We start from the raw sequence: 12589 nt of genomic DNA, 5'->3' as shown, positions 1-12589 counted from the left end.
CCAACGCGCCGACATTTCGACTGCGGCGGACTTTAAATTCTTCCGGTGTAATCAAGCCCTGATCTAACAGGTCACGCAAGGTATTGAATCGAGATACAATATTACGTGTTCCTTCATCCATACCCATTTCAGGGATGGTGCCGGATTGCATTTCCATATCGGTTTGACGCAAAGCCGTTGTCCCGTTCATGGGGATTTGACCGTAGGTGCCAGAACCGGAGGTCATGCCGTAACCCGGTGCCCCCCCCATTTCGGCGGGTTTATCGACACCCGCTGCCCCATGTGCCAAATTACCAACCACATTGCCAGAATCGATCATGGAAAGATTCATGGTGGCAACCTCGGCCACATTTCGCGGTGTTGCATCCGTCCAGATAATCACATTCAAGCTTTCATCAGGACGTTGCGCCAACACGGCTTCGTAAAGAGCGCGTGCGCGCGTCATTTGACCTGTATTTTGATAAATCATTGCCTTGCCCAGCAATGCATAAACATTGCGCGGGTCCGCACCGAGAGCCTGATCAAAAAGGGCTTCTGCCGGAAGATAATTTCCTTTGACCAATTCAGCCAATCCACGATCGGACGCCGACGTACTTTCTGCCGTTTTTGAAAAATCGCTTCGTTCCCAGAATACGGGATCAAGCATACTCCCGTCCTGAATGCCACCACATGACGCCAACGTCAATCCGGCAGCAAAAAGCGCAGCGTAGCGTTTTGTCTTCCCAAACACGCCTTTATTCCTTTTGCCTGTGTCTTGAGGTTTTCGTCTTTACCCCATGCAAAAACCAGCCTGCAAGACTCCTAATATAGGTTCTCCCATAATCCTATGTGAATCCTAATTTTTCTTTAATGAAAACAAAAAGGATCAACGCCCAAAGTCAGTATAAACCAAATTACTTTTTTTCTCAAAAACTGTTCGCATCCAAGATTTTGTTAACTTTTGGCATGCTAATATAACTTGCAGTATAGATTACCTGTATCAAATTCTTGAGGAAGCAAATGGCCAAATCACATATCCAACCGGGTGACCGGTTTGTCAAAGTGGGGCATCCGGACACCATTTGGATCGCCACACGCTTAATCGAACTCCCCAACCTGCCGGTGCATGTTCATCTTATGAACGCCCGTGATGATCTCGACATGCAGACCATGAGCGAAGTCGCCTTGGTCGATCGCAAGCTCTACAGACGGGTGCAAACACATTAAAATTAAAAGCGAAGACAAAAACTAAAAAGCGGCCCTGATCAACAGCGCCGCTTTTTCTTTGTTCATTCCCTGACGTTTCGCACATCCCTGAGGAAAACCTCAATTTGTGCTTTTAAGGTTTCAAACTGGCAATCAAGATCATCCGCTTTGGATAAAACATTTTGTGCTGATTGACAGGATTGTTCAACTTCGCCTTTTAAGACCGCAATAAAATCATCCACTTGCTGCACCGCTTGTGATGACCCGTCTATGTTTTGTGCAATATTGCCTGTTGCTGCTGTTTGCTCTTCGACCGCAGAGGCAATAGAAGCATTGATCCGGTCAATTTCAGAAACCGTATCGGAAATATCCCCAATCCGTAAAACAGCATCCTGTGTTGCCGATTGAATGGCATCTATATATTGCTGAATTTCATCGGTTGCCCGACCTGTTTGGCTGGCCAGATTTTTGACTTCGCCGGCGACAACTGCAAATCCTTTCCCCGCCTCGCCTGCACGTGCAGCCTCAATCGTTGCATTTAAAGCCAATAAATTGGTTTGTTCTGCAATGCTGTTAATCAGTCCCGCAGCCTGACCGATTTTTTCCGCCGCATCGGATAGTTTCTCAACAGAATCTTGCGTGGCTTGTGTTTTTTCCACGCCATCCGTGGATTTGCGCGAAGACAAATTCACCTGTTGACTGATTTCAGCAATGGAGGAGGCAAGCTGTTCTGCCAGTGCGCTCACTTCCCCCATATTCGTTGCCGCATGAGACGAATTTTGCGTAACATTTTCTGCGCGTTCTAAAATTTGTTCTGTGGAACCTTGAATATCTTGCGAAACTTTCCCCATAGAATGCAATGAGCCAGAAACATCTTGAACCAAATCACCGATATTTCGATCAAAGACTTCGATCAATGCCTTACGTTTTTGAGCCCTTTCACGCGAAGCTTCCGTAGCACGCACGGTTTCGTTCGCCAGTTCCTCAACCTTAATCATACTTTCCTTGAAAATGACAACTGCTTTGGCCATACCACCGACTTCGTCCTGACGGTCTGTCGCTGGGATTTCCACCCCTTTATCTCCATCCGCCAAACGTGACATCGCCTGTGTCATTTCATTAATCGGCGAAAGAATACTACGCCCCAAAAATAGCAATAATATCCCGGATATACCTGCTGCAAGCGCAAAACCGATTGACGTCATATAAGATGAAGCCGTTAATGAATCGTCAGCTTCCAACGAGGAATGATCAAGCTGCTGCTGAATATTTTCCCCGATTGCACCGATATTGCGATCCAGCCGATCACCGATAAGGTCAACCACCAGTCCGATTTTGGTAAGAGCGCCGAAATTCACGGCTCCCTTTTCCACCATTGGACCAAACCCGGTATTAAGATCAGAAATTAACTTATCTAAATCCTTGGTTATTAAATCGACCAAGCGTTGCGAGGTCTCATCTCGCGCATATTGTTTGAGCTTGTCATTATTGGAAAGCAAAAGTTTTCCATTCTCTGCCATGCTTTCAAAGAGGTCCTTGTCAATTTCTTCATTCACAGCTGACAAGACCATTTTATTTGCCTGAGAAGTCACGATCAGGTTTTGGCGACGTAAAAGGTTGAGAAAATCAATATCTCGACGCAGATTACTCGCTACCTGTGCCGTTTCTTGCGCTTTCGTATTGGTCCAAAGACCCGTCCCCCAGATAACTGAAAGCGCCATTAAAACAATTGCACAAATCAAAATGATTTTATTGCGAATTGTAAGGTTCATTGCATACTCCCGTACAGATCAATGCAAAGCTTCTGTTCATTTTCCATTGATAAAAAAAGCACTCCCTTTACTCAAAAAAGGAGCACGTTCTTTCTTTGCTTTATGTTTTGGCTTTGCTTGGGAGAGACTTTATCAAATAGTCGAGCAAACAAGTATGAAATAGTGCCCGTATTGTCTGTATTTTACACAGAAAATCTCAATTTTTTGACCCTAGTAGATTTACGTGGATTTGTAGGCGGAAACCCGCCAATCGACAAAAAACCATTTAGCGGATTTTCGCTCACCCTTATGGGGGATTATAATTAAATTACACACGATACATGGAGAAGACGTTTTCTTCACATTCGATTCGCAAACGGGTTTAATTGTTTTCGAGTTCTTTTATCCAGATTTCATCCAGACAATAGCGCACGTTATCCATCGGAGATATAGCAACAATGATTTGTCCAAAGGCATCCTGTAAAGCACGAATAGCTTTCAGGACATCTTCCGACAAGTCACGTTCTGTCGTTTGTCGCCCCATTGCGTACATTTTTTCAAAGGCCGCCTTCTTAATCTCGTTAAGCTGATCCGCCAGCGACAAAGCAGAAAGACACGGCGTTTGTTCAAGAAGGTTTTTCATGTCACTTAAAGCCTGCAAAATGATACGGCGCAGCTCAGCATTTTTAATATGGGAAAACTGGGCATTCGGCAAAGCTGAAGACATAAACCTTCCTAACTGTAAATAAGTGGGTGCAAACGGTTGCACAAAAAGCATTCTTATTGGATAAGTGAGCTTATGTCGAAAATAATCTTATTCAACAAGCCATTTAACGTCTTGTGTCAATTCAGTGATGACGGTATCGCCCATAAAACGTTGGCCGATTATATTAATATACCCAATGTTTATGCCGCCGGAAGACTTGATAAAGACAGTGAAGGTTTATTGCTTTTAACAGGGGACGGGAAACTGCAGGCACGCATTTCTCATCCAAAATTCAAACTTCCAAAAACATATTGGGTTCAGGTCGAAGGTGTACCTGACGAGGTTGCTTTGGACAAATTGCGAAATGGCGTCTTTTTAAAAGATGGAAAGACCCTACCCGCGCAAGCTCGCGTAATGGAAGAACCCGACATATTATGGGAACGCACCCCGCCGGTTCGCTTTCGTGCAAACATACCGACAAGCTGGATTGAACTTTCCATCAAAGAAGGCAAAAATCGACAGGTTCGTCGCATGACTGCGGCTATCGGCTTTCCCACACTGCGCTTGATTAGATATGCAATCGGTCCCTGGACGCTGGATGGTATCTCAAACGGGGATTGGATTGAAAAGGTCATTTCAACGGATGATCTCCCCGAGATCAAGGCATCACCCCGCTCTTACAAGGGCAAACAACGCACACGCAAAAAACTACATAGAAAACAAACCTAAAAAGCAGTATTCTACACAGAATACAAAAGGGACCGAGAATGGCGCATACAGATAAAACAAAAAGAGAAAAAGAACGTTTCGTTGCCCTGTCTTTTTGCCGGGCCGATCTTCTGTTCGAATTAAACGACAATCGGGAAATTGAATTTGTTGCCGGAGCGACTCCTGTTTTATTAGGAAAAACAGCACAAGAAATGACGTCGACTCTTTTTAGTGATTATATTCACAACGAAGATATTAAACTCGTAAACGAACTTCTGGATACTGCCTGCAACAAAGGACGCCTTGATGATGTCACTTTACACCTGAAAGGTCCAAAGGGAATGAAATTACGGGTTTCTTTATCCGGTTATCGCGTTCCCGATTTTAACAATCACTTTTTCCTTGCCCTCAAGGTTGATCCCCATCGCGGGAGTTTTGGTAAAATTGAACCACTTAAACGCGAAGAAGAAACCAACCTGTTAGAGACTGAATCTTTTGCTCAGGCTGCCTCTGAACGTGTGACATCCTTTATCCATGCTGGTGGGGATGCTCAAGTCTCCATGCTTAAAGTTAATCATCTGGATAAGCTTTTGAATACAGTAGGCGCGACAGATAAAAAAAAGCTACTGGGTGAAATCGGATCAATTTTAAGTGAAAGCTCGCTTGGGGGCGATACCGCAAGCCGTATTGACGATACCAGCTTCAGTTTTGCCCATGCCAGCGCGGTTGACACGCAAGCCATCAATCAAAAAATTGAAGCCTTGGCCGCCCAAATCCATCCCGATGGCGATATGGTACAAGCCATATCCAGCACATTAGATGTTGATGGGGCGGGTATGAGTGAAGATCAAGTTGCCCGCGCCCTTATTCACACCATGCAACGTTTCTGTGAGAATAAAGGATCCGTGCGTGAAAACGCTCTGTCTGATGTTTTGTCCGGCATGATGACCAACACCGTAAAAAATGTCAGTTTTATAAAAGAAGTCGCCAAAAACATAGATTTTGACATTCATTTTATGCCGATTAATGATTTAAAACGCGGTTACGTCCATCACTTCGAAGGATTATTGCGTTTTAAAGGGGAACGCTCTAAAGAATCGCCTTATCATATGATTTGCCTGGCCGAAGAAGTCGGCATTATCTGCGATCTGGATATGGCCGTCGTGAAAAAATCAATTGAACGCGTTCATCATTTCAGACAAACCCATTTCCTACCGCCTCTGGCCATTAACCTGTCTGGTGCTTCATTAGGCAACGACATGTTTATGCGCACCTTATACAATATGTTAAAAGATTCGCCAGAAATGTCTGGGCATTTACTGTTCGAGATTACCGAGTCTGCACGTATTGAAGATTTACCCAAAGTAAACCGTATCCTGCAATCTATCCGCAAACTAAACTTTGAAGTTTGCCTTGATGATTTTGGTGCTGGTGCCGCCAGCTTTGACTACCTGAATGGCTTAGATGTTGATGTGGTCAAATTCGACGGCCCCGTTGTTAAACGGGCTTACTCAACTGAAAAAGGCAATGATCTTTTACGGGCCATGTCTAACATGTGCCATGACTTGAACATCCACACCGTTGCGGAGATGGTTGAAGACGAAGCCATGGCAAAACATATGCAGGACTGTGGTATTGATTTCGGGCAAGGTTGGTTCTTTGGTAAACCCGACCCTGACCCCATTCAGTATGCAAGTAAATTTGCTCCGACATCAAAAGTTCATCGTAAATAAAAAAAGGACTTAGAGAGTAATCTCTAAGTCCTTTTAAATTGGTAGCTGGAGGCAGACTTGAACTGCCGACCTCGGCATTATGAGTGCCGCGCTCTAACCAGCTGAGCTATCCAGCCATCGTAGCCGTTTGGCTTCGAAGTGCGCGCTTTTTACGGCAGCACAGGGCAAGTGTCAAGCAACAAAGATGATGTTTTTTAACTTTTTTTTGAAAGTCGCATAAATCGCAACTCCACTATCAGGAAACACCCTTTATTTCCCTGAAAAATCAGGCAGCTTTCTGGATCCAGCCGCCACCAAGCATGCGTTCGCCTTCATAGAAAACACAGGCTTGGCCCGGTGCAATACCAGCATAACCGTCACGTAAAACAACACGGGCGGTTCCATCTTCATTTGGATATACCGTAGCCGGTTGCGGAGGTTGCGCCGAACGCACCTTCACTTCAATCTCACGGCCTTCAGCAGATAGAGGCGTAAAACCAATCCAGTTCAACTCTGCAATCGTCAATTCAAACTCCATCAACGCTTCTTGCGGGCCGACAATAACTTGCTTTTTCTCCGCATCCAGTCGAATCACATATAATGGATCCGGCCATGCAATACCCAATCCCCGGCGTTGACCGACCGTATATTTAATGATCCCGTCATGTTTTCCAACAACGGTGCCGTCCAAATGAACGATTTCCCCCGGTTCCAATGCCCCAGGACGCAATTTTGCGACCACATCGACATATTTTCCTTCCGGGACAAAACAAATGTCCTGACTGTCGCTTTTTGAGGCTACAGACAAACCGTATTTTTTTGCCAAGGCCCGTGTTTCATCCTTGGACATATTGCCTAAAGGAAAGCGCACAAAGTCGGCCTGTTCCTGCGTCATCGTAAACATAAAATAACTCTGGTCACGGCGATGGTCTGCCCCGCGCAAAAGAACAGCACCTTGATCGGTCTTTTCCCATTGCACATAATGCCCTGTGACCAAGGCATCTCCACCCAAATCTTTTGCTGTTTCCAACAAATCACGGAACTTGACGGTTTCATTGCATTTCACACAAGGGATCGGCGTTTCACCCTGCATATAGGTTTCGGCGAAATAATCCATCACATCACGTTTGAAAACTTCTTCATAATCCAAAACATAATGGGGAATACCAATTTGATCGGCCACACGACGCGCGTCATAGATATCACGTCCTGCACAACAGGTATTAGGGCGGCAGACGGCCTCCCCATGATCATAGAGCTGTAACGTCACGCCAACGACGTCATAGCCCTGTTCTTTCAACATGGCAGCCGTCACAGAGCTATCGACCCCACCGGACATGGCAACAACAATGCGAGTATCCTCGGGGGCTTTATCAATAAATAGAGAGTTCATAAGTGCCATATAAGCCGAGCAGTCTAAAAAGGCAAGAGCCAAAAGGAAATGCCCTCTTACGATAAGAGGGCATTACTATCGTTCTATTATCTTGAAAAGTTAGCTTGCTCGTACTCTTCCAATAAAATTCTGAACTTCTTGTTGCAGTTCATTCGATTGATCCATGAGATGTGCGGAAACCTCTAGGTCCTGTTGACAAAGTGGGTTCACAAATTGCTTAGAATGTGATTCAAGACTTCTTTTTATGAGGAGAAGTCTATGCGGAATTTGATGAGCGACGATGAATGGTTATTCTTCGAGCCATTCCTTCATGCCCAAGGGCCAAAATCTGGCCGTCCTCCCTCAAATCACCGCCTCACTCTTGATGGTATTTTTTGGATTGCCCGGACAGGAGCACCTTGGCGTGACCTCCCCAATTACTTCGGTAAATGGTCCTCTGTTTATCGTCAATTCCGCCGCTGGACATTGCTCGGCGTTTGGGATGTTCTACTGGATGCCTTGAACGATGCCAAAGCCGTTCCAGATACAGTGCAAATGATAGATAGCACAATCATCAGAGCCCATCATCAGGCTGCTGGGGCAAAAGGGGGACTCAAAAAGAGGGTCTCGGCCGTTCAAAAGGTGGCTTTACGTCCAAAATACACCTTCGAACAAATGCCGAAGGCTTGCCAATAGCTCTGGAAATCAGCGAAGGCCAAACATCAGATTACAAAGGGTATGCTCCATTGATGGAATGGGGTGGTCCAGATGCCAAGGTTCTATTGGCAGACAAAGGCTACGATGCAAACTCCATTCGGGACGATATGGAGAAACGCGGTGGATACGCCATGATCCCAATGCGGAAAAACCGAAAGGAAATCACTCCCGTTGATGATTTCGTATATGGCTTGAGAAATCAGGTTGAACGCTGCTTCAACAAACTCAAAAATGCTCGCCGGGTTGCAACTCGGTATGACAAGACGATGCTCAGTTTCCTTGGCTTCGTGCAGGTCACATCAATTCGGGTATGGGTAAAATACTTTGTCAACAGGACCTAGTTGGGTTTTGAAGCTCTGACAAAAGTGCATTTTGATTCTTACTTAAAGATTCCAGTTCTTTTAGCACGCGTTGATAGGCCGCTTCTTCATTGGTTACTAAAAATTTTGCGGCATAAAGACGCGCCAATAATAATTCACGTAATAACAAACCAGCCTGATAGCTCGCCTCAGCATCACCATCTTCCATTGCCGATTTCATAATAGCCGTGATTTTACGTTCAATCTCCGGCCCTTTTTTGTCCAATCCGTTCAAAACTTTTTCATTGCGTTGATTTTGTAAGTCAACAACTTCACCAAATGTGCTGCGGTATTGTTTGACAGAAGCAATCATACTATCCGCAAGCTCTACCTTTTTCGGTTCTGTCACCACCCCACGTAATTCCTCAGTAAGTTTTAATGTGGCATCGGCTCTCGCCTCTACCGCCTCAATACTTTCTGGTGTTTGTTGTAAAATATAATTTTTAACATTTAATCGCGCTGTTAATAGGTTGGCTTGCACACGACCACTTTGATTGGTTTGCAATGCTAATCCGCGATATTCAGAAAAACCATTTCCAATACCAGAGATTTCAAAAACAGCAACACCCGAAAGAATTACCATTAATGCGATGATACAGGCAAAACCCGTGATTATTTTTGCTGAAATTTTCATTGAGCGCCCTTTTCAAAGTAGAATTACACGGACAAATATTTATATCTTTAACATATATCTATTTGTAGAGTAATTTATTGAAAACAGCAATCAGTGCAAATACCTATATAAAAAATTATAATAATTATAAGTAAATATCCTTAGAACTTAAAGACGTTCTCATAATTACTATTCGGGTCCAGTGTGCGCAATGTTTTGGATTTAAATTCTCGGCGATAAATTACTAAAACAACAAACAAGGTGACCGCAATGAAAATCCAAGGGTTCAAAAACCACGAGAGCGCAGCCATACCGAAATAGTACGTTCGCATTCCCCGGTTAAAAGTTTGCACTGCCAGAGCATTCACTCTTGCTGCGCGTTCAGCAATTTGCTGTGCCTCTTTCGTCTTTGCAAATTCCGGTGATGGAAACGCCCCCATTACGATCAGCATGTAATTGAACTGACGTAACGCCCACGCAAACTTAAAAAAAGCATATATAAAAATTGTACCCAAGGTCAGAAGTTTGATTTCCCACATGACTTTGGATGCTTTGGCGACATAAGTCAGGTCTTTGGTCAAATCCAGAATTTGTTCCAAAGATCCAAAAATTGCCACGACCCCACCCAGCAAAAAAATAGCTGTTGAAGCAAATAATGAAATTGAACGAATTAAGGTCGATAACAATGCGGCATCCGCCACACGGACTTCACGATTTAACGCTTGTTTCATCCATTCCAGACGATAGTCATACATGACTGTCATCAAGCTGGGTCGTGTCTGACTAAACCGGTCCGCCCATGACGTATACCCGACCCAAGCCAATAAAAACCAGACCAAAGCAATAATATCCAAAACGGTCACGCCATACATAAGTTGGACATTCATCGCCAAGATCCCTCGTTCATCTAAGGCCAAAAGAAAACGTCCCTGCTAAGATGGCAGGGACTGTTCACATTAATCTCGTTCATCCAACCATGCCATTTGAATGGCTTCGAGGACTTTTTCGTTACTTTTATCCGGATCATCTTCGAAATCATCCAGTTCCTGCACCCATTTCCACAAATCGGTGAAGCGCACAGACATAATATCTACATCCGGGTGAGCATCTTCCAATTCAATGGCAATATCGTGAATATCCGTCCAGCGCAATCCCATGAGACAATCTCCTCGTCCGGTCAAAATTAACCGATATTACGTGTTTCCGCCGGCACATGCACAGTCAAACCATCCAGTTCATCAGACATAAGAATCTGACATCCCAAACGAGAGGTCTGTTGCAGGCCAAACGCCAAATCCAACATATCTTCTTCTTCTTCAGATGCTTCATTCAACTTGTCGAACCATTCTTCATCGACAACCACATGGCAAGTTGAACAAGCCAAAGAGCCTTCACACGCACCTTCAAGATCAATATCGTTCTTGTGTGCAATTTCCAAAACGGACAAACCGTTGGCGGCATCTACTACTTTTTCAGAACCGTCAGGGTTAATGAAAGTCATTTTAGGCATGGTTTTCTTCTCTCTATAAAAACTGCGTTGCAAGCCTTTTATCGATTTTGGTCAAGAAATCAAGACTCAATCGCGCTTTCCAGCTTCTCTACGTTTACCCCGGTCAGGGCCTCTTCAATACCCTTATCCATACGACGCTGGGCAAAAATCTGAGTTTCACGATCTAATTCTTCAACCATCGCATTGATCGTGTGACGATCATCACCCGCAATTGTTTCATCCAGTTTATTCAAAACAACATTGATATGGGCACGTTCATCTTCATTCAATAACTTACCGTCGATATGGAGTGCAGAATAAACGGCTTCCATCACCCGTTTGGCTTCCACACGGGCCTCTGTCAAAAGGCGGACTTCCATATCTTCCTTGGCATGGACCATACTGTCACGCAGCATATGGGCCATTTCTTCATCAGATAGACCATAGGACGGCTTGACTGCCACTTCTTGAGAAACGCCTGTGGTGACTTCTTCTGCCCCAACCGTCAACAAACCGTCAGCATCCACACTAAAGGTCACACGGATACGTGCTGCCCCGGCCGTCATCGGCGGAATCCCTTTCAGGATAAAACGAGCAAGGGATCGGTTCTGGTCCACCATTTCACGTTCGCCTTGCAAAACGTGAAACGCCATTGCGCTTTGACCATCCTGATAAGTGGTAAATTCCTGTGCCTTGGCGACCGGGATAGGGGTGTTGCGCGGAATAACCTTTTCCACGATCCCACCCATTGTCTCAATCCCTAAACTTAACGGTGTTACATCCAGCAATAAATTGTCTGAACCAACCGTCAAAGCCTCGGCTTGCAATGCGGCACCGACCGCCACAACTTCATCTGGATTAATATCGGATAACGGGGATTGTCCAAAGAAGTCCCCCACCCGTTTGCGCACCAACGGTACACGGGTCGAGCCACCGACCAGAACAATACCTTTGACTTCATCCGGGAAAATGTCGGCATCTTCCAGAACATTGCGGCAAATATCGATTGTGCGATCCACAAGTGGTGCCGCCAGTTCATCAAACTTCTCACGGGTAATCGTATGTTTTGAAGGCTGACCGTTAAATTCTAACACAAAATCACCACTGTCATTTTCCGTCAGGCATTCCTTTGCCATCCGTCCTGTAACCAGTGCAATTTTCACATCATCCGTCGTCAGTTTTTCTTCACCAAACTTTGCGCGGCGCTCCGTCAGAAAATATTCCAAGATGGCGTGATCAAAATCATCCCCACCAAGGGCCGCATCACCGCCTGTTGATTTTACCTGAAACACGCCTTTTTCCATGCGCAGCAACGAGATATCAAACGTCCCACCACCCAGGTCATAAACCGCATAAAGCCCTTCGGCCTCTTTATCCAAACCATAAGCCAATGCAGCCGCTGTTGGTTCATTCACAAGACGCAAAACTTGCAATCCAGCAAGCTTTGCCGCATCTTTGGTTGCTGTACGGGCCGCATCGTCAAAATAAGCAGGTACAGTGATAACCGCCTTTTCAACCTTTTGCTTCAACTGATCTTCAGAACGTTCTTTCAAAGCGCGTAAAATATCGGCGGAAATTTCCACCGGCGTCAATTCTTTGCCCGAAACCTTAAGGCGCACCATGCCTTCGCCTTCAATCACTTCAAAAGGCAGGGTTCCTGAAATTGATTTTACATCCTGAAGGCCACGTCCCATCAATCGTTTAACGGATGAAATCACTGTTTCCGGGCGCATCAGCAAAAGCTGTTTGGCAAGTTGCCCGACAATGGCAGACCCATCCGGTGCGTAAGCAACAACAGACGGCACAAGACCCGAGCCATTTTCATCGCGCAAAACTTCGGGCGTTTCGTCATTAGAGACGGCAACAACGGAATTGGTCGTACCCAAATCAATCCCCACTGCCAGGTCGCTGTCGCCCGCATGAGGAAGTGGTGTTTCGCCGGGTTCGTGAATTTGTAGCAATACGGTTTCGATCATG

Annotated in this window: 12 protein-coding genes, 1 tRNA gene and 1 pseudogene (1 of these 14 cut by a window edge); 4 read left to right on the top strand and 10 right to left on the bottom strand. The window is 45.2% G+C overall.

All coding sequences use genetic code 11. The features are described 5' to 3' along the window. Positions 1–730: the 5' portion of a tetratricopeptide repeat protein gene (locus ACI0FF_RS08225; RefSeq protein ID WP_419799618.1), read on the bottom strand. Its footprint begins 683 nt before the window's first position; the window shows 730 of its 1413 coding nt (coding positions 1–730); the start codon lies at positions 728–730; its stop codon lies off the left edge, out of view. A 269-nt stretch (positions 731–999) separates the two neighbouring features. Here ACI0FF_RS08225 and ACI0FF_RS08220 point away from each other — a divergent pair, with 269 nt between their 5' ends. Then, positions 1000–1206, top strand: a complete 207-nt coding sequence (locus tag ACI0FF_RS08220; RefSeq protein ID WP_188666658.1) for a hypothetical protein — start codon at positions 1000–1002, stop codon at positions 1204–1206. A gap of 62 nt (positions 1207–1268) precedes the next feature. On the opposite strand, the gene ACI0FF_RS08215 is transcribed toward ACI0FF_RS08220, so the two are convergent. Both ACI0FF_RS08215 and ACI0FF_RS08210 read right to left on the bottom strand, forming a co-directional pair. Next, complete coding sequence (locus ACI0FF_RS08215; protein WP_419799617.1) at positions 1269–2957, bottom strand: methyl-accepting chemotaxis protein; 1689 nt, start codon at positions 2955–2957, stop codon at positions 1269–1271. Positions 2958–3318: 361 nt separating this feature from the next. Continuing rightward, on the bottom strand, positions 3319–3663 hold the full coding sequence (locus ACI0FF_RS08210) for a hypothetical protein (protein WP_419799616.1): 345 nt from the start codon (positions 3661–3663) through the stop codon (positions 3319–3321). 72 nt (positions 3664–3735) lie between these two features. On the opposite strand from ACI0FF_RS08210, the gene ACI0FF_RS08205 reads away from it, so the two are divergent. Further along, on the top strand, positions 3736–4371 hold the full coding sequence (locus ACI0FF_RS08205) for an rRNA large subunit pseudouridine synthase E (protein ID WP_419799615.1): 636 nt from the start codon (positions 3736–3738) through the stop codon (positions 4369–4371). A gap of 38 nt (positions 4372–4409) precedes the next feature. After that, positions 4410–6083 carry an EAL domain-containing protein gene (locus ACI0FF_RS08200; protein WP_419799614.1) on the top strand — a complete coding sequence of 558 codons (1674 nt, stop codon included), beginning with the start codon at positions 4410–4412 and terminating at the stop codon, positions 6081–6083. 39 nt (positions 6084–6122) lie between these two features. Here the strand turns inward: ACI0FF_RS08200 and ACI0FF_RS08195 are convergent. Both ACI0FF_RS08195 and mnmA read right to left on the bottom strand, forming a co-directional pair. Continuing rightward, a tRNA-Met gene (locus ACI0FF_RS08195) sits at positions 6123–6199 on the bottom strand. Positions 6200–6348: 149 nt separating this feature from the next. Further along, positions 6349–7455, bottom strand: a complete 1107-nt coding sequence (gene mnmA, locus ACI0FF_RS08190) for a tRNA 2-thiouridine(34) synthase MnmA (RefSeq protein WP_419799613.1) — start codon at positions 7453–7455, stop codon at positions 6349–6351. Between the two features lie 258 nt (positions 7456–7713). Here mnmA and ACI0FF_RS08185 point away from each other — a divergent pair. Continuing rightward, positions 7714–8492: pseudogene (locus ACI0FF_RS08185) on the top strand (IS5 family transposase). Here ACI0FF_RS08185 and ACI0FF_RS08180 read toward each other — a convergent pair. The 5 genes from ACI0FF_RS08180 to hscA form a co-directional block, all read right to left on the bottom strand. Next, entirely contained in the window at positions 8479–9144 is a 666-nt protein-coding gene (locus tag ACI0FF_RS08180) for an MCP four helix bundle domain-containing protein (protein WP_419799612.1), read from the bottom strand. The pseudogene ACI0FF_RS08185 and the gene ACI0FF_RS08180 overlap by 14 nt on opposite strands. Positions 9145–9284: 140 nt before the next feature. Further along, positions 9285–10010, bottom strand: coding sequence for a DUF599 domain-containing protein (locus ACI0FF_RS08175; RefSeq protein WP_419799611.1), 726 nt, complete (start codon positions 10008–10010; stop codon positions 9285–9287). Positions 10011–10079: 69 nt separating this feature from the next. Continuing rightward, positions 10080–10280 (bottom strand): Fe-S cluster assembly protein IscX, encoded by a 201-nt coding sequence (iscX, locus tag ACI0FF_RS08170; protein ID WP_188666674.1) that lies wholly within the window; start codon positions 10278–10280, stop codon positions 10080–10082. A gap of 26 nt (positions 10281–10306) precedes the next feature. Continuing rightward, entirely contained in the window at positions 10307–10633 is a 327-nt protein-coding gene (locus ACI0FF_RS08165; RefSeq protein ID WP_419799610.1) for a ferredoxin family 2Fe-2S iron-sulfur cluster binding protein, read from the bottom strand. 59 nt (positions 10634–10692) lie between these two features. Next, the gene (gene hscA, locus ACI0FF_RS08160) at positions 10693–12588 is read right to left on the bottom strand and encodes a Fe-S protein assembly chaperone HscA (protein WP_419799609.1); all 1896 of its coding nucleotides are present in this window, start codon (positions 12586–12588) and stop codon (positions 10693–10695) included. Position 12589 lies beyond the last annotated feature (1 nt).

Source organism: Terasakiella sp. 4MB5A, from assembly GCF_050058155.1.
In the GTDB taxonomy this organism is placed as follows: Bacteria; Pseudomonadota; Alphaproteobacteria; order Rhodospirillales; family Terasakiellaceae; genus Terasakiella; species Terasakiella halodenitrificans.
The sequence above is the reverse complement of the archived record's forward strand: the minus strand, read 5'-3'. Positions and strand labels throughout refer to the sequence as shown.

Excerpts from the sequence above, each read along its gene's own strand:
- ACI0FF_RS08220 (WP_188666658.1), top strand. The coding sequence starts at position 1,000 with ATGGCCAAATCACATATCCAACCGGGTGACCGGTTTGTCAAAGTGGGG.
- ACI0FF_RS08215 (WP_419799617.1), bottom strand. The coding sequence starts at position 2,957 with ATGAACCTTACAATTCGCAATAAAATCATTTTGATTTGTGCAATTGTT.
- ACI0FF_RS08210 (WP_419799616.1), bottom strand. The coding sequence starts at position 3,663 with ATGTCTTCAGCTTTGCCGAATGCCCAGTTTTCCCATATTAAAAATGCT.
- ACI0FF_RS08205 (WP_419799615.1), top strand. The coding sequence starts at position 3,736 with ATGTCGAAAATAATCTTATTCAACAAGCCATTTAACGTCTTGTGTCAA.
- ACI0FF_RS08200 (WP_419799614.1), top strand. The coding sequence starts at position 4,410 with ATGGCGCATACAGATAAAACAAAAAGAGAAAAAGAACGTTTCGTTGCC.
- mnmA (WP_419799613.1), bottom strand. The coding sequence starts at position 7,455 with ATGAACTCTCTATTTATTGATAAAGCCCCCGAGGATACTCGCATTGTT.
- ACI0FF_RS08180 (WP_419799612.1), bottom strand. The coding sequence starts at position 9,144 with ATGAAAATTTCAGCAAAAATAATCACGGGTTTTGCCTGTATCATCGCA.
- ACI0FF_RS08175 (WP_419799611.1), bottom strand. The coding sequence starts at position 10,010 with ATGAATGTCCAACTTATGTATGGCGTGACCGTTTTGGATATTATTGCT.
- iscX (WP_188666674.1), bottom strand. The coding sequence starts at position 10,280 with ATGGGATTGCGCTGGACGGATATTCACGATATTGCCATTGAATTGGAA.
- ACI0FF_RS08165 (WP_419799610.1), bottom strand. The coding sequence starts at position 10,633 with ATGCCTAAAATGACTTTCATTAACCCTGACGGTTCTGAAAAAGTAGTA.
- hscA (WP_419799609.1), bottom strand. The coding sequence starts at position 12,588 with ATGATCGAAACCGTATTGCTACAAATTCACGAACCCGGCGAAACACCA.